Origin of the sequence: Azohydromonas australica DSM 1124, from assembly GCF_000430725.1 — a bacterium.
GTDB classification, from domain to species: domain Bacteria; phylum Pseudomonadota; class Gammaproteobacteria; order Burkholderiales; family Burkholderiaceae_C; genus Azohydromonas; species Azohydromonas australica.
Map to the genome: position 1 here is coordinate 41,859 of NZ_AUMO01000067.1, position 16,872 is coordinate 58,730.

At 60.7% G+C, this 16,872-nt stretch carries 13 protein-coding genes and 1 pseudogene; 4 read left to right on the top strand and 10 right to left on the bottom strand.

The features are described from left to right. Nucleotides 1-138: 138 nt before the first annotated feature. The 3 genes from pglX to H537_RS0111705 are packed head-to-tail and all read right to left on the bottom strand — an operon-like array spanning nt 139 to nt 8,336. On the bottom strand, nt 139-3,909 hold the full coding sequence (gene pglX, locus H537_RS42450) for a BREX-2 system adenine-specific DNA-methyltransferase PglX (protein WP_043458601.1): 3,771 nt from the start codon (nt 3,907-3,909) through the stop codon (nt 139-141). Nucleotides 3,910-3,957: 48 nt separating this feature from the next. After that, nucleotides 3,958-8,145: a BREX system serine/threonine kinase PglW gene (gene pglW, locus H537_RS0111700; protein WP_028998079.1), complete on the bottom strand. Its 4,188-nt coding sequence runs from the start codon at nt 8,143-8,145 to the stop codon at nt 3,958-3,960. Further along, complete coding sequence (locus tag H537_RS0111705) at nt 8,142-8,336, bottom strand: helix-turn-helix domain-containing protein (protein WP_211234997.1); 195 nt, start codon at nt 8,334-8,336, stop codon at nt 8,142-8,144. The genes pglW and H537_RS0111705 overlap by 4 nt, the downstream gene beginning before the upstream one ends. Before the next feature lie 73 nt (nt 8,337-8,409). Between H537_RS0111705 and H537_RS42455 the strand changes: the two genes are divergently transcribed. From H537_RS42455 to H537_RS42460, 3 genes are all read left to right on the top strand, one after another. Next, nucleotides 8,410-8,676, top strand: coding sequence for a hypothetical protein (locus H537_RS42455; protein WP_156901621.1), 267 nt, complete (start codon nt 8,410-8,412; stop codon nt 8,674-8,676). A 143-nt stretch (nt 8,677-8,819) separates the two neighbouring features. Next, nucleotides 8,820-9,038: a hypothetical protein gene (locus H537_RS0111715; RefSeq protein WP_028998081.1), complete on the top strand. Its 219-nt coding sequence runs from the start codon at nt 8,820-8,822 to the stop codon at nt 9,036-9,038. Nucleotides 9,039-9,044: 6 nt separating this feature from the next. Continuing rightward, nucleotides 9,045-9,248: a hypothetical protein gene (locus H537_RS42460; RefSeq protein WP_043458602.1), complete on the top strand. Its 204-nt coding sequence runs from the start codon at nt 9,045-9,047 to the stop codon at nt 9,246-9,248. A 24-nt stretch (nt 9,249-9,272) separates the two neighbouring features. Here the strand turns inward: H537_RS42460 and H537_RS42465 are convergent, their stop codons facing one another. From H537_RS42465 to H537_RS50325, 7 genes are all read right to left on the bottom strand, one after another. Then, nucleotides 9,273-9,812, bottom strand: a complete 540-nt coding sequence (locus H537_RS42465) for a hypothetical protein (RefSeq protein ID WP_156901622.1) — start codon at nt 9,810-9,812, stop codon at nt 9,273-9,275. 72 nt (nt 9,813-9,884) lie between these two features. Continuing rightward, nucleotides 9,885-10,361 (bottom strand): hypothetical protein, encoded by a 477-nt coding sequence (locus H537_RS0111730; protein ID WP_028998082.1) that lies wholly within the window; start codon nt 10,359-10,361, stop codon nt 9,885-9,887. Between the two features lie 663 nt (nt 10,362-11,024). Continuing rightward, the gene (locus tag H537_RS50915; protein WP_084150604.1) at nt 11,025-12,968 is read right to left on the bottom strand and encodes an AAA family ATPase; all 1,944 of its coding nucleotides are present in this window, start codon (nt 12,966-12,968) and stop codon (nt 11,025-11,027) included. After that, a complete protein-coding gene (locus H537_RS52605) occupies nt 12,956-13,510 on the bottom strand; it encodes a hypothetical protein (protein ID WP_156901623.1) in 555 nt (184 codons plus the stop codon). The genes H537_RS50915 and H537_RS52605 overlap by 13 nt, the downstream gene beginning before the upstream one ends. Next, nucleotides 13,467-14,732, bottom strand: coding sequence for a hypothetical protein (locus H537_RS52610; protein WP_156901624.1), 1,266 nt, complete (start codon nt 14,730-14,732; stop codon nt 13,467-13,469). Before H537_RS52610 ends, H537_RS52605 begins: the two co-directional genes overlap by 44 nt. Before the next feature lie 110 nt (nt 14,733-14,842). Beyond that, entirely contained in the window at nt 14,843-15,679 is an 837-nt protein-coding gene (locus tag H537_RS50920) for an ACT domain-containing protein (protein ID WP_084150605.1), read from the bottom strand. Continuing rightward, nucleotides 15,676-16,131, bottom strand: coding sequence for a single-stranded DNA-binding protein (locus H537_RS50325; protein ID WP_064735953.1), 456 nt, complete (start codon nt 16,129-16,131; stop codon nt 15,676-15,678). The genes H537_RS50920 and H537_RS50325 overlap by 4 nt, the downstream gene beginning before the upstream one ends. Before the next feature lie 253 nt (nt 16,132-16,384). On the opposite strand from H537_RS50325, the pseudogene H537_RS0111750 reads away from it, so the two are divergent. Then, nucleotides 16,385-16,872 (top strand): annotated as a pseudogene (locus tag H537_RS0111750) (hypothetical protein); the annotation flags it as partial.

Here is a 16,872-nt window from a genome sequence, read left to right on the forward strand (position 1 = left end):
GCCCGAATGTCGGGCACCATTGGGTGCGTAATACCGCAGGTCAGTAGCAGGCTGCCGGGCGTTTAATTCGCCCGACTGCATCTGCTTCACGTCCAGAAGGCCAGTGCCTCATGGCGAGCCCAGCCTTCGGCGATTCGCTCAGGTGCTGGCCTTGGCCTTCCTCCCCCGCTTCGTCGCCACCACGGCCGGCTTCCACGCCCTCAAGTCGTCGAGGGTGCAACCAAGCCCCCGCGCCTCATCAGCTACGAAGCTGGCGTAGTAGTCCCCCATGCGCTCGCCGAACTCGGGGTGAACGTCGTTGTGCCACTGCTGCAGCCACGGCACGAGTTCCAGCAGGCCGGCCAGCAGCGGCTGCAGGCGCTCGGCCGGCCAGCCCTCGCTGTCTTTCATGTCCAGGTAGTAGCCGGCCAGGGCAGTGGCCTGCTGCAGGTGGTCCCAGCCGGCCCAGGCCACGGGCAGACTGCCATCGGCGCCGCGCTCGGCACCGGGGTAGCTGATCCAGCGCTCCTTGGGCACGTCCAGGCCGCCGCGCAGACGCCAGAAATCGGCCTTGAGAAAGTCCTTGGACTGGTACTTGGGCGGCACGGGAATCTTGCCGACCTCGTTGGCCTTGCGTTCTGCCTTCTGGTTCGCCAGTTCCTCGGCCAGGCGGTTCTCGAGCCATTTCACTGCGTCGGGATGCTCATGGCTGCCCCAGGTTTCGCGGGCCTCGCTCTGCAGCTGCTTGCGCCAGCCTTCAGCCTCGGCCTCCACCTCGGCATCGATGGCGTCCTCCTGGCGCTGCAGCGCCCAAGTGGCTTCCCACTGCGCGCGCTTGCGTTGGCCGCTGTCGGCGTAGCGCAGCACGGGCAAATAAGGCACAGCTTCGGACGCCGCCAACTCAGCCACCAGTTGGCCCACGTCGAAGTCGGCATGGCCAGCGTAGAGGGCAGCCACCTGCATGAAGGCAGTGTCGCGCTGTGCGGCGTCGGCTAGCTTGGCCGTGGAGGCAAGCTGCGGCGGGTCGGTGGGCCAGTAGTGCGGCTGCTCAAGATGCGTGAGCAACCAAGTTCTCAACCCCAACCTAAACTCATCTCGTCGCTTGTCGTGATTGAACAACCCTTGCCGCCCAACCCAGCGACGTTTGTAATGCGACTCCTCAATCGCTTTCAGACTAGCACTGGCGCGTATTGCTTCCATTCGCCGGCGCCACAGTGCTTGCAATTCCTCAGGCCACTCTGACGGCACATCCGCAGGAACTGAAAATCCTTCATCATTTTTTTGAGCAAGAATGCAAAAAGGCCTGCTGCCGGCATCAATTGAAACCTCCCAATCACATCGTTCTGAATGCAGATTTGGCTCGTTTGTGAGTTCGTAGAAAGAGTAGCAAGTGAAATCAATTTCTTCTTGAAGGAAAATCAGCTGCGAGCGGCATTTGCTTCGGCGTTGTTCAATCTCGCTCCATGCCTTAACGATAGATGTTCCACTGGCAAGTCCTTGTCTAATAATTTCTTCTACTGAAGGCGATGCAAGCTGCCGTCCAAGCTCGTCGGCTTGACGAGCCAACGTCACAAGACGTTGGCGCAACGGGGAGTTCTGCCAATTGGCTGGGAGAGGAAGCTCTTTGAGCTGAGTACTAGCGAATTGGTAGGGAACCTTGGATTTGTCTGAAATGCGAATGCCATCACCACCCATCATCTGCTTTTGATGGCTTACTTGCTTCATCCAAAAGCACGCTACAGAAGAATTGAGCACCCCCAGTAGGCCTAGGTGCTCTTCCTCGCTCGCGTTAGTGGGCAATTTGATGATCGGTGCCGTGCGGTTGAAGACCTTGCCGCCACGCTCAAGAATAAAGTGGTTGTGGCTCGCAACCTCAGCAAAGGTAATAGTCAATGGGGATTTAATTCGGTCCAACGCAATTTGATGCCATTCCCACCAGGCTCGCCCTTCCTCCAAGTAGGTGCGCTTTGAAAATGTGACGCGTGCTCCAAGATATGCTTTTGTAGGCCAAAGCCAACGGTGCATTCCAGAAAAGGAATTGATTGGAACGAGACGGTCTTTGTCGTAAGGAAACAATGCGTACAGCTCAGGGGTTGCTGCCCAATCCCGCACTTCGTCGCCGGATATGAGAGGCCGTACTCGGTCTTGCTCTACACCGCGCCGCGCAAAACTGGCTAAATCAGCAAGCATGACTTCATCAGCTGCTGAGATGCCAAAAAATCCCATAGCAGTAGTTTTTGAACCGAACGTTTCAGCGCTTCTTGCTTCAATCGCTTCCTTTAATTCTGAGGCGCCGCCGCCACCGATACTCCATGGATGTTTGCTGAACGTGATCCGTGGAGTGTCCGCTACGCTTAGAAAAGCGCTCTGGCTATCAGGTCTATCGATCTGATTGAGTATGGCATTCCATACCAACCCCTTTTCTGGATTTTCGGGCGTGGATGGTTCACCCTTGATTCCCATCACCGCTCGCACGCTGGTGTCAACCGGCGTACGATGGCGGCCAAAGAGAATAACTGTGGGCGTGCCGTGGCCCGGAATATAGGCGCCGGAAGTGTCTACGACGTGCGTTAAGTCCAGTTGTGGTAATACTTTCTCTATCAGTTTTGCGCCGAACTCGCGCTTCATAAAAGAGTTGGCCGTGATAAGCCCCACGAAGCCTGCGCCTTGGCCGACCTTGCCCGTGGTCGCTAACTCGAAGAAGCGCTGCGTGAAAGGCGCGCCCAGCGAGTACTTCATGTGGCAGCTCTCGGGATAATCACGACGGTAGGCCGCATTGAGCGCTGCGTCCTTCACGACGATGTAGGGCGGGTTGCCTACTACCGCGTGGTACTGGTGACCAAGGATGTCCTGCACTTCCTTCAAATCCTCGCTGGCATAGGCGTGTGCCAAGCCAGTGCCAGCGTAGTGTTCAGCGCCCGTAAACATGTCGTCGGTAGCCTTGAGGCCAAAGCGCCGGCCATGCAGCAGACTGTCCCCGATGGCGACGTGCAATTTAAAATCCGGCGCATCGCGCAGCCGCTGGACGTCTGACACTTTCAGCGCCGCCACCAGCAACCGGAAGCGCGCGATGGCAACTGCGAAGGGGTTCAGATCCACACCGGCCACAGCGTCTAGTGCCCGCTTGGCAACCTCGCGCCGGTTCAACCCCGGCTCGTTGCATGCCCACTCGTCCACCAACCGATGAAACGCCCCCAAGAGGAAGTGTCCCGAGCCGCAGGTCGGGTCGATCAGCCGCACCACTCGCAGGCCGAATTCGCGCAGTGCCGGTGTGAGCGTGCGGTCGAGGATGAATTCCTCCACGAACTCCGGCGTCTGCAGCAGCGCGTAGCGCTTGCGGGTGGCTTCGCTCAAATCCTGGTACAGGTCGCCCAAGAAGCGGGTGTCTAGTTCCACGTCCTCGAAGTTGAAGATCAACTTGCCCGTGTCAGGGTCCACCTGCTGCCAGAACTGCAGTAGCGCCATGGCGGCGTCGCCGCTGATACCAAGTCGGAAGACCGGGTTGTGTGCCTCGTCGAAGAAGGTGTGCAGCCCCGGTAGCTCGCCCGCCTCGCGAAAGGCAGCCAGCAGGTAGTCGCGGTCATTCAACTCGGGATGGGCACGGAAAAAGGTTTCGTGCCGGTCGCGCGCCAGCGCCAGCCGCCCATCGTCAGGCCGGCCGCCGAGCCAGGGCCGCTCCACCAGCACGTTGTCCTCTACGAAGCGCAGGAATACGCAAGACAGCAGCCAGTGCACGCCGGCCTGCGTGATGACCTGCTCGGCCCAGCTTTCGAAAGTTTCGGCGGTTCGGTCGGCGTCGTGCGCGGCCTGCCACTCGGCACGCAAGGCATCGTTCAGGTCCACGACCTCGTCGATGCGCTGCCGCAGGTCGTCTTCAAGGCGTTTCAGTTGGCGCGTCAGGGCGGCCAGCAGGGCTTTGGCGTCGATCATTTGAAGAAGAAAAAAGATGTTCTTTGAAGAGGGGTACCGGCCTGCTGCTCAGGCGGCCACCCCGGCGCGGTGACGGTTCTCGATCCAGGCCTGCGGCAGCGACAGCGCGGCCTGCGCGTTGACGAGTGGCACCGCCACGTCATCGATGCAGGCGCGACTGGGGTCATGGGCAGGCAGCAACAGCCAGGCGGCCGGCGTGCGGCCCGGGCGGCCGGCGGCGCCTTCCAGCTCGGCGAGCAGCGGCATCAGCTCGTAGCGCGCGAGCAGCCCGCAGTTCACCACCAGCAGCGGCGCGGGACTGTCCAGCAGCGCGCTGCGCAGGGCGGGCAGCGTGCGCTGCACCAGGCGTAGCAGGTTCACACGGTCGCGGCTGCCGGCTTCAGCGGCATCGGCGCGCAGCACCACGCCCCAGTCCACGCGCGCCGCGGTGGCCTGCGCCCGCAGCTCGCGCAGCAGCAGCGCGTCCACGCTAAGGCGACGCAAGGCGCCGGCGTCCGCCGCGGCGAAGCGGCGCAGCAGCTCGGCCTCGGCATGCCGCGCCAGGCGCAGCTCCACCGACAGCGCCAGCAGTCCGCCTTGGCGCAGGCTGCGCTGCAGGCGCTCCTCCACGCGGCGGGCGTCGTCCAGGACGGCATCCGTGGCCGGCAGTCCGCCGGGCAGCGTGCTCTGGTGCGAGAACAGCGTGGCGGTGGTGCCACCGGTGGTGCCGGCGCCCAGCAGCACGGGGCGCCAGGCGCCGCGGCCGTCGGCCGCCGTCGGGTCCCACTGCAGCGGCGCGCCGGCTTCGTCCAGCAGAGCGTCCAGGCGCGGCCGGCCGGGCAGGGGAGACGCCTCGGGGTAGCGGCCGCGCACGCGCTCCTGCAGGTCGCGCTCGGTCAGGTGCGGCACGCCGATCAGCGCGCCCATCGACTGGCGCAGCGCCTGCAGCGGCGACATGCCCACGGGGTACAGCTCCTGCCGGCTGGAGAGCGCGGCTTGACGCGAGGCGCTTGCTGCCAACCGCAGCAGCCGGGCCGGTGGTAGCGGCGTGGCGCCCTCGGGCAGCGACACGGCCTCCAGCGTCTGCAGCACGCGCTGGGGCGGCAGCAGCGGGTCGGCCTGTGCGCAGTCGTCAGCGGCGGCACCGAGCTGCCGCGCGTATTGCGCCCACGCGGCCGAGGCGGCCACCAATGCCGGCGTGGCCTGTGCGAAAGCTTCGAAGCGGGGCTGCGCAGTGTGGGCCTCCGCCTCCAGCGCCGCGCGCAGCACCGCGCCGGCCAGGCGCAGCCGCTCGGCGTCGTCGGCCGAGGCGCAGCCGCGCAGTGCCAACAGCGCCTGCGCCACCTCGCGCACGCTCATGACCTGCCCCTGGTTCGGCAGCAGCGTCTCCAGTTGCGCGCGCAGCTCGGTCAGCGCCGGCCACTTGAGCCAGCGGTCGCGCGCCTTCACCAGCGCGCCGGCCAGCACCGCACGCTCCACGCCCGCGGCTTGCGCCGCCTCACCCACTGCGGGCCAAGCCAGCGCCGGCACGGCGTCGTCGAGGCCCAGGTAGCGCTCCAGCGCGGCATCGTCGGCGCGGTCGTCAGCGGCGGGGCGCCGTGGCATCAGCTTGGCGGCCAGGGCATTGATGCTGTGGTCGCCGCCCGCCTCGTCGTCGTCCAGCACGGTGCTGCCACGGTCCGGCGCCAGATCGGGGCGCAAACGCGCCAGATCCTTGGCGCGCAGGCGGATCTCCTTGCGGATCTTGTCGCCCACGCCCTTGAGGTAGCGGAACTCGATGCGCGGTACCGCCAGCAGCTCGCGGGCGTTGTGCACGCCCATGCGCTCCAGCACCTCCTGCGCCTCCAGGCTGTAGCCCAGCTCGGCCATGGTGGTCGCCGCGGTGGCCGCCAGCGCGACGGCCTCGAAGCCCCGGGCCTGCGAGGGGGCCGTGGCGCGGGTGTCAAAGACAGCGCGCCAGGCACGCAGCATTTCCTCGGCGTTGTCGAAGCGTTGTTTGAAATCCCGGCGCAGCGCTTGAGTGAAAAAGGCTGCCAGCGCCTCGCGCACCACGGGGTCGAACACGTCGCGCTCGATGGTGGCCTCGACGTCGAGCATCAGCGGCGAGGTGACGTTGTCACCCCAGGCTGGCGGCTGTCCGACTGCCATCTCGTACAGCGTTACGGCTAACGCATAGCGCTCGGCGTACAGGTCCCAGCGCGGCGGCTTGCGCTCAGGCAGAAAGGGATCGAGGTACGGGTGCGTACCGGCGGAGATGTTCTCAGTAGGCGTGCGCGTGAGCGAGAAGTCGAACAGGACGAGCTGCAGACGGCCGTTGCGCGAGCTGATGCCCACGTTCTCGGGCTTGAGGTCCCGGTGTGCGACGCCCTCGGCCTCCAGATAGGTCACGGCACCAATGAGCTCTTCGCCGAAGCGCTGCAGCAAGTCCAGCGACAGGCGGCCCGGCCGCAGTTGTTCCGCCAACGTCTTGTCGCCCGCGCTGCGCAACAACAGGGCGCTGCGTCCAGCCACCGTCAGAGTGCGCCGGTACTCGACGATGTGCGGATGACGCAGCCGCGCCAGCACCTCGCCCTCGGCCACCAGGCGGTCGTCGTGTGCCGCGTCGCGGGCGACCTTGAGCACCAACTCCTCGGCGTCGCCGTCCTCGCGCACCAGCAGCACCACGGACGACGCGCCGCGGCCCAGGCTGCGCACGACGCTGAAGCCGCCTTCGAGCCGGTCCCCGGCACGGGCGGCGTCCGGGTCCACGGTGGCTTCCGGGTCTGGCGTGGTGAGCTCGTCCTCCACCTGGTCGAGCTGGTCCAGGAACTCGCGCACTGACTCGAAGCGCGCCAGCACCTCAGGGTCGGTGGCGCGCTGCACCAGGGCCTGCAGCTCGCTGCCGCAGCCGTCCATCACGTCGGACAGGCGCAGCCCCGGGCCCGCGCGCAGCTTCTGCTGTAGCTCCAGCAGCGAGGCTGCGGGCGGCTGGCCGCTGAAGACGTGGTAAGCGAGAGCGCCGAGTGAGAACACGTCCAGCGCCGGCCCTGGCGCCGTCTCGCTGCGCAGCGCCTCGGGGGCCAGGTAGACCAGGCCCGGGTCTTCGACGTAGTCCTCGACGTGGCGCGTGCCCGTGGTGCGGTGCGGCGTGTCGGGCGTGGTGTCGCCGGCTATGCGAGAGGCTGTCTGCCAGTTCATCAGGCGCAGCGCCAGCTGGCCCGACTCGATGCCCTGCACGACGATGCTCTGCGGCCCCAGCGCCCGGTGGTACAGGCGCTTGCCGTGGGCGTAGCGCAGCACCTCGGCCACGTCGCGCACCAGCTGCAGCCGCTGCGACAACGTGAGCAGCGCGCCGTGCTCGCGCAGCAGGTGGTCCAGCCGCCGGGCCTTGGGGTCGTGGTCGAAAACCAGAGCGGGCCCTTGCTCGGTCTCTTTGTACTCGCGTGCCTTGAGGATGCCGGGATGGTCGATGCCTTCGAGCACCTGGAACTCGCGCCGTGCCTGCCGCACCCGAGCCGACCTCGCCTCGGGCGTGGAGGCCGTGGCCACGGTGAAGATCCGTACCCGCCGGTGCACCGTTTCAATAGAGACGTGTTGGGCTTCCCAATCCTGGAAGCTTTCGCCTTCCTCGATGAGGCGGCCCAGGCGGTAGTCACCCACCTGGCGGTGCTTGTTGGAAGGACGGATGCCGGCCTCGGATAGGCCACGGGCAACGGCGCGGGCCTGCTGGCCGTCCACCGGCGCAAGGGGCCGCTGCACGACGCCACGCGCCAGGGCGCCGACGATGCCGTCATCGTCCATCGCACCAGGGCGGCCGTGCTGGAAGACGCCGGCGCGCGCCAAGCCCTCCAGTCGGCAGGCCAAGCTGGTGGAGGACAGGAAGATGGCTGGCTCGATGAAAGGCAGGCGGATCTTGGCCTTGGCCACCGCCGACTGGCGGCGCAGCACGCTGGCCAGCCGCTTGGACTTGCGGTTGGCCAGAATCAGCGGGTTGTCCGTGGTGCGGTCACGGCCATCGGTGCGCCAAGTCCAGGTGTGTGTGTCCCCGGTGAGCGTGCCGGGGCGGCTCTTGATCTCAACCAGAAACAGACCGGCAGGGGAGAGCACCAGCGCGTCCACCTCGTTGACGCGGCCCTCGTCATCAATGAATTCGAAGTTGGTCCAAACATGCCAGGGGTCGCGGTCAGGCAACTGCGCACGTAGCCACTCCAGCGCTTCGCGCTCCCACTGGAAATTCGATTCGGCGATGACGTGCCAGCGTGCGGCGCCCAGCGTCATGCGCCGGCTCCGGCGTCACGTCGCTCAAGCTGCAGCAGGTCGCCGACTTGGCACTGGAGGACCTCGCACAGGCGCTCGATAGCCGGCAGCTCGATACGCGTGGCGCGCTGGTGGACCAGCGCCGTCAGTGTGCTGCGGTTGAGGCCCGTGGCACGGGCCAGCGCGGCGACGGAGAGTTCGCGTTCACGCATGAGGTCGGGAAGCAGGCAGCGGATCACAGGCGCATCGGATTAGCGGGGTGATGCGCAGCGTAGCAGGTTTATGTTGGAATATGTAAACGTCGGCGGGCTTGGCGACGGTGCCGCACTTGTTGACCGCCTCACGCCGGGCATCACCACGCTGGCGGACGCCACCGCGCTGCTCGGTCCGCACACGTCCGAGAAGGGGTACCCCAACGGCCAGCGGCTGCTGCAGTGGGGTGCGGTTGCCGGCTCACCTTCTGACCCTACCGCGCGCCGCGTCGCGATTCTTTTTGGCGAGGACGGGCGCATGCTTGGTGTCGTCCATGCGGTGCGGCGCGATGGGCCGTAGAAACGACTGACGCCAGGTGCAGCGGGGCGTGGCTCCCACGCCAGCGGCGTTGCGCCTTTCCTGGGGAGCGAGCTGGGATATCCGAGGCTCGGAGGCGGCGCAGGTATATCGCTTGCATTTCCCGGTCGGAAAGGAGTCACGCCATGCCATCCAACCGATCTGACGCGCGACACGAGGGTTTCAAGGCCGGAGGCTATTTCGGCGGCCAGTGCCCGTACCCGCCGGGCTCCCAGGAAGCGGCAGCATGGGAGCGCGGCTGGCTGGAAGGCTCCGTGCGGCGCACGGCCGCGCAGCGTCGCCAGCAGCGACCCTTCCAGACGCTGCTGAAGACATTGCGCAACTTGGTGCCCTCGGCACACTGAGCCGCCATGCCCGGCAGCGTTGGCTGCCGCCAGATCATGGGCTCGCCGCCGGCACGACCTGCCGCCCCTGAGTTGAAGCGGGTGGCCGGCGTCGCTATGGACTGCAGCATGGTGTCGCAGCAGGACTACCTGGAAGTCAGAACGCATGAGACCGGCGGCGACGTCCTGATGCGGATCAAGCCAGCCACCGCGGCGCTGATTAATTCTTGAGCAGGCGGAAAATTGCTTTAAGAATCAACCACTTGATTCCCTAAGAAGCGGCTTGCCTACAGAGTTGTCCACCGTTTCCGGGGACAAGCGCCTCAGGTCGAGTTGCTTTTCACCTACGACGGTATTGCTCGCAGAGGCAAAGTGGGCGGTACTGTCTTCATGCCGGCAGATTGGCTCAGCCAACGGCGCCACCTGCAGCGCGCTGCTGCTGTTCAGCGCTGGCGGGCCTCCTGCGTCTCGGCAATAGCCGGCCGCCTCGTGCGCGGCAACGTGACGCGGCCCGACAACAACTGGGGCGGAGCGGTCCCAGGACGTCAGGTGCCAGGTCTGCCAGAACGCTCCTTGGCCGTCGAACTCGATACCGCCCAGCACCATGCCCAGCGGCGCGACCCAGAGGAGTGCGACGTCGTGGAGCGGCGGCAGCAGGTGATCGTCGATGGCCCGGTCCAGCGCGTGCAGCGTGGCCACGCGGCACAACCGGCGGCCCATCGCTTCAGCGGCCGCCTCCTGGACCCGCAAGTCGCCCCGCACCGGCACGATGCGGTTGCGCTCATCCTTGGGCACGGGGACACCTCGAATTCGCTGGCGGCGGACCTCAAACAGCATCGGTGGCGGCCGGCGTGTTGATCGGTGGGCTCACCGCGGCGACCGGTAGCCGCCCTCAATCCATGCGCCGGCGCTGACGGCGTTGAGCTTGAAGTCGGGGTGCAGCTTCACGCTGGCCAGCTGCTCGCCGAACACGTCCTTGGCCAACAGCACGGCGTAGGGCTCGTACTCGTCCGGCACGATATCGAGCTCGACCGTGATGGTCTCGCCGCCGGCGTTCACCGTGACGCTCTTGTGCAGCATCACGTGCTGGTGCTGCTCGGCGCGGCGCCGCACCTCGCTGGCGGTCTTCACCAGCGTGTTGAAGGCCGACACGTCCAGCGGCTTGGGGTTCTTCTTGTCGCGGCCCATGGTCCACGGGCCCACCAGCGCCAGCTCCGCCTCGCCGTGGCGCGTCATCGCCACCGCCCAACCGTCGTCGTCCTCGTTCTTGATGACCTTGGCCGGCCAGCCGTTGTCGATCCACAGCCGGTCCTCGTGCACCGTCTCCAGCGTATCGGTGTCCATGGCTTCCTCTGCTTTTTAACTGTATGTTCATACAGCATTACAGATGACGGGTCGCTCGGCGCTGTATGAGACGGCTACAGAAAGGCTGATTCGAACAAATGCCGGGTTCATGGCGCGGGCGCGCGACCAGTCTCACCAAAGGCGTCGGCCTTTTGACGCTGGATGGCGAGACCGGCACAGTGAAAGTCATCGTGTGACGGTCTCTGCGTGAGCAGCAACGCCGGGAACTGTTGTACTCCCGGCTGCTGGCGGTCTGCGGTGTTGGTAGCGCGAGGGAGAAGTCCGTCACCTCATCGCCCGGCGGCTTTACTACCTCACGCCGCTGTTGGGGCGGCTGGCGACCAAAAGCCGCGATTTCAGGGATTCGGCATTACGCACCGAACGAATACCCGCAGTAGGCTGAGTGCGGACATTCAATTTTGAGCACCATCTGGCCCATTCGTGCCGAGTGCAGTCGTCTGGCGCGCTTACGTCTACGACCACTCTGCGGCACATTACCTGTATTCAGAAAGCGCAATAAACACTTGTGCGGCTCGCTATCAGACTCGCAGATACTGGAAACATTCTAAGCAACTTTCTCTTGAACCAAGAAGTATACTGTAAACCAGTGATCTGACGAAAGATTATAGCAGGCAGCCGCACAAATACGCAGTTGAGCAAATCTTATGATGACGCGCTTCTCCGGTGGAGCAGTTTTGCATCGTCACTCAATCTCAATACAACGAAGGATTCAAACTCCGCCGGAAACTTTCCAACACCAGTAGACATAATAAACTGATATTCTTTATTCTTCGGGTTTTCTAGCGCCTCTACTAAGCGAAGCATTTTCACTAAATTTGGTAGATCTATGCCCGCCGTCTCAGGCGTATCTACCAAAAGTAGCCTTGGAAACGGTATGTCACTCTGCAAGGATAACTGCAGGAGCGTTAAATAATAAAGAAACCGCTTTGGAACGGTGGCGCTTGCCTCTCGATACACCCCATTATTTATGACAGGCAGGTACGTTTCAGAGTCTATTTGCGCAGTGCGGCAGTCAGCAAGAACCGACGTCATCATGTCATTGTAGACGGCATTGAAGGCAGTAAGTTGACCTTGCAGTTCAACTTTTGATGCAGCATCCAAGCGATTAACTTCTGCTTTCGCAATCTCATATTGTCGCTTTTTTGAATCTAGCCTCTCTTGTAGAGTTGCAAGCTTCTCCTCTAGACGAAGGGCTTCTTGCAGTCGACTAATTGTAGTTCTGGACTCGAGTATTTTCTCGTCAACTTGATCCACTGCTGCACTAACCACTTCGCCGTTACCAATGCTGCCCTCCAATTGCTTGCGCCGATCTGCCACCAACTGCTCCAATCTTTCGCGTTCAGCAGTTAAGCTCTTTTTCTCATCCCTGATATCTATTACGGCCAAAGCTAGCGTTTCCAGCGCCTTGGACTTGGATCTCAGTATATCTAGATATTCCGCAGAACTATAGAAAAAGCGCTGATAATCATGTTCATCCACGTCATGTCCACATACGCACTTATACTTTGCTCGATTGACGGTGTTGAGACAGAAAGGGCATGTATCGCTAGAAAAAAGCGCCAATTGTCCATGCGTATATATGACCTTATTAATTCTTTCTATGTCATCTTTGAGCATGCGCTCCAAATCAATCATGCGGCCGGCTTCCTCGCTGACTTCCGCAATTTGTTTTTCAATACTCCGTCCAGCGATCTCCAATTCGTGCAGGTCACGGAGCTGTATATCCAGCATTTTTCTGGCCGCGGATTCCCCAACGCGCCCCTTCGTAAAGCCGCTTCTTGTATCAAGCAACTTGCTGAGTTGTGCCTCTAATAGTTCGATTTGTGCACGTAGCGATTTTACATTCTGAACTCCTTGGACCCCGCTTGCTTTAAGAAGTTCGGAAACAATATCCTGATATTCTTGGTGCACTGAGCGCGCCGCCTGTTGCTCTTTGTCAGCAATCTTCATTTGGCTGATTGCGTCATAGAGAGCAAGCAGCGTCTTACCTACCAGTATCTGAAAGATGGCACGTCGAATCTCAAGAGAGTCGGTGATAAAATTTACGTTATCTGCCGGTTTATAGATCCCATGCGGATCCGGACTTTGATTATGATAGAACAGACGAGAAAGGTCTGTGAAGTTAAGCTTAAAGCTCCTGCCGCCCTGGAATATCTCTACAACTGGAATGCCTAATTCTTCGAGCATCCAATCCGAGAAAGCGCGCTGCCCTGATTCTTTTCGATAAACAGGCAGAGTAAAAGCACTGACTTCTGTCTCAATCCCATCGGCAGAGGTTCGTCCCTCGAAAACTGTTATCAAATTCTCGCGAATCTTTCGCGTTAAGGTGTACAGACGCCCATCTATTTGGATAATGAGTCTCGCCATATTGTTGGTGTCACTCATCACCTCATCATGAACCTCATTGGATTCAGGATCAAACTCGGCAACTTTGCCTCCTAAGCAAAAATATATTAAATTGAAAAACGTTGATTTTCCAGAGCCATTAGGGCCCTCAATAATGCAGATATTCTGGTTTAAAGATGGGGATTCAAAATAGTACTTGTCTCCCAAGTACTCCATCTTCATTATTTTCAGGAAACCCATGCTTTTACACCTCGCTCACGATACAAGCGATTAATCAGCGCTTCGAAACTTGAACTGGCAAGCCTTGGTAACAGCTTTTTAAGCTTGGCTGCATTGCTCTTTTCCTTGGCGAACGACTCGCTCTCCAGAAAACCCTTCGGCAGATTGTCACGAATCAAGGTGACGTCGACAACTTCAGCCATGTCCGTCCGTTCAAGACCTACGAAGCCCCGTTTTTCAAGTGCAAATAATATTTTAAACACTTCTCTCTTCTGCAGTTCCGCTTTGGTGTAGCTAGAGAATAGCAGTTCTCTGTCAACAGGATTGCCAACCCCTTTCTCTGCTGTGCGCTCGATTATACCAATCAGTCGATCGTCTGCCAAAAATTGGACAAGAAAAGATATCTTCCTGTGATCCCTTATCCTTCGTGCGGTGCCGCCCAAAAGATGGAGAGCCAACAATATTGAGTAGGCAAGAAAGTAAAAATCTTCGCCAGATATGAAGTTGAGACGCCTATTATTACTTTTTCGCATCATAATCATCAAATGCAATAAAGCACTCATCGAAAAGTGTCAAAACAGCACCCTTAATTGTTTCGCGATCCTTTATATTATATTTGTAAGATTGCGACAGCGTTTGAATGCATTCATGCGATTCTTTCGCCAAATCATTTATGATCGCGTCAACCTCCTCGCCGTTCATGGTCTGACCTGGTTTCGCGCGATCTTCTAAATATTGTTCGCAGACGTCATAGATACGGCGCCTTAAGGAGACATATTGTCGATCAAAGACTCCTGCTTCTGTTCTTGCGAGGGAGCATCGGCGTGCCAACCTTTGCAGAGATTTTTGAGGATAATTGGGTGAGATCGAGAGTATTTTCTCTGTTAGATTTCGAAAATCACTAACTGTTATACCTTCCCAGTTATCTGCGGCAGGGTCTGGTTGCTTATCGTCCACCATTGTCACAAGGCGCTCTTCAGTAAGAATTTCCATAAACATAAGTTGCAAGTCGGCCGTCGAAACAAGACGATTCGCAGGACTGGTTGAGTGGGATCTTTTCTCTAGTTCATCAAGCAGTCGAGTAAGGATGAACTTTTCCAATCCTTCGTGTCGATGATTGAAGAATCTGCATGTTTTTACCAGTTCGAGAGCTTTTTGTTCCAGGGTGAAATTGTCTTCAACATGGACAGACCACTCGATGCTTTCTAAGAATTTGAAGAATTTTTCGGCATCCCACTGCGAAACTACCCCATAAAAACCTAAGCCGCTACGCTCGGCATACTGTTTTTGATACTCGTCAAGCACAAGTTGTCTCGCAACAAGAATTTCTTCGTTATCGAGCGAAGATTTCGATGACAATTTTTTTAGTATCTGGTAGGACTTAATTTCATCCGAAAGTCCAGCCTTAACTCTTGCTTCTGCTGATACTCTTTCCCCAGCAAGGCTGGCTGAAGCATAAACACCCAGCTTTAATTCATCTGACTCTTGGAATGCAACAACAAGATCCAAAAAAGCGACAACGGTATTCTTGATTGCAGGAGAATTAAAGCTTAACGGCTTGGTGTACTGTTTATTTTCTTCGCCGGCAAGCATAGCTTCACCTGCACTATCGATAATCATGGAATCTTCTAGAAACTCAACCGCGCAGAATACGCGTCCTGATATGTTTTTCTCGACGCGCTCAAGAAAACGAATTGCCGCTCTTAGCTTTTGAAAGCGTATTCCTTTTTGCGTGTCTCCCGCCTCTCTACTAATGTGCTCTACACTGCTGCTCGCAACTTCCACAAAATTGCCTTCCGATCGCTTTTGGCGCCTGTTTGGCGTTCATATAAGAATTGATTCTACCTCAGTATTCATGATCATGCTACCTAGAAACGCGTCTGAGTGCTTGGATACTATTTCGTCGAGCCTGAACTCCGTGATCTGAGGGTAACTGCAAGTGGCGCATTCCGCCCGTTACTGATTTTTGCTAGAGAACATTTATTGGCCGCTCTGACACGAAGCGGCGGCGAGGGTGGCTCATCTATGGAGAGCGGTGGGCACGATGCTGGATCCCAGGGCAAATCCATTGAAGGGCCACTCGCACTCTTGACCGATCTTCTGTCGCGCTGTTTTAGCGAGAAGCCGTTGGCGGCCGGCTGCCGCGTTTGTAAGCCTTGGTTGGACGGCCGCTTTCGCTGCGAAGCGGGTATTCGCGATGGCGGGTCAAATACCTGCAACGGGCACGGAACGGATTTCTGGGGGAGCCTCTTCTCTGGCTGGTGCTGTTGTTCGCCCCGCCGATGTACGCGAGGCGCTTTCAGTTTGACAGTGCCTTTTCCCGACCATGAATCTACGCCAGCACTGCAGCCACCGCGAGCAGAGATCAATGGCCGTTGCGCCCTTTCCCGCGGCATGAAGAAGTGGACGTGGTGGCAAGCCGATACAGCTTTGCATAGGATGCCGGCATCGGCCAGTACCGCCGAGACGGCCGCTAGGAATTCCGCGGCGTCCAGCGAGGAGTGAATCGTGAGCGTGATCAGGCCCGACTCGAACTGGTAGGGCACGCCTGCGCGCCGGGCCTCATCCAGCGCAAGGATCGCGCTGAGTCCCTCGGCCTCACGGAACGTGGCGATGGGCGCCAAGTCGGCAGGCAAGTCGTTGTCCGGAAAGGTGGAGAACACGAAGGTGCCGGGCTGCAGCTGCGGCGTCATGTGCCGCAGCAGCTTTCTCAGGTCGCGTTCGCCGGTCATAGCGTCTCATCGTTCCAGGGTGCGTCCGAGGCCGGCCAGCCATCGGCATCGGTTGCCGCCGTGGCTGCAGGCGGCGCTGCCGGTGCTGATGCCGGCGAGCGATAGTCCTCTTGCTGCGTCGCTACCCTAGCCTGGCGCAGCGGCGGCTCCGCACCGGTCACCGCCTCGCGCTTGCGTTTCGCCTGATACGCCGTGAGAACCTGGCTCGCGATCAGGTCCAACGCCGGCCGAGGCTGATTCTCACGGTCGATCCATACCTTGGGCGTCAGCGTGCCTGCCAGCGACACCGCGTCGCCCTCCGACAGCGCCAGCAGCGCTGCCTGGGCGGTGGCGTCGAAGGCCAGCACGTTGACGAAAAGCGTCTCGCCGCCGCTGGTGGCGGCGCGGACCTTGGCCACGGTGAAGACCTTGCCGGTACTGTTGCTCGTGCGCTGCTCGGTGCGGCCGTACACCCTCCCTGCAACGAGTCCTTCGATCACGACCTGCTCCTTCCGTGTAGCTGTCCGGCGCCCAGACGCAGCTCAGCCCCATCAAGCACGAAGTTGTAGGCCAGCCATCAGGCCTTGGCACATCGTCAGCCTTCACCACCGGCGTGGCACACGGAGGCTGGCGGCCGGCGCCCTGCCCTAACAACCTGAGCACCCTTGGCCGCCGCGGCGCCAACACAATCGTTCGTCTCTTCCCTGCCAGCGCGCCGGGCCACCCATGAGCTACGACTACAGCAGCGCCAACGCCACCCTGGAGCTGCCTAACCCGTATCGGGTGCAGAACAAGCTGCTGTTCGCGTGCGCGGCGCTCATGGGCGCGGCGGCCCTCTTCACGCTGTTCGAGCACCGCCAGTCGCTGGACCCCATCGCCGTGGCCGTCGGCCTGGGGCTGCTGTTCGCCAGCGTCGTCACCGCCGCGACCGGGGCCAAGCGGCTGCGCTTCTTCTTCGGCCGCGGCCGACCGGCGTCGCTAGCGCCGGAGCTGCCCAATGCCATGGTCGGCACTTCGGACCAGGCCTCGACCATCAAGCGCATCCTGCGCGACGGGGCGCTGACCTATCCCGAGCCCGCCCGGGCCATCGAGGGCGTGCTGTACCACTGGGTGCCGCGCCTCATCACCGCGCCGCTGGCCATCCAGGAGCAGGCCAAGGTCGCCTTCTACAACCTGTGCGCGATGCTGGTCACGGCCGTGAGCTTCGCGCTGGC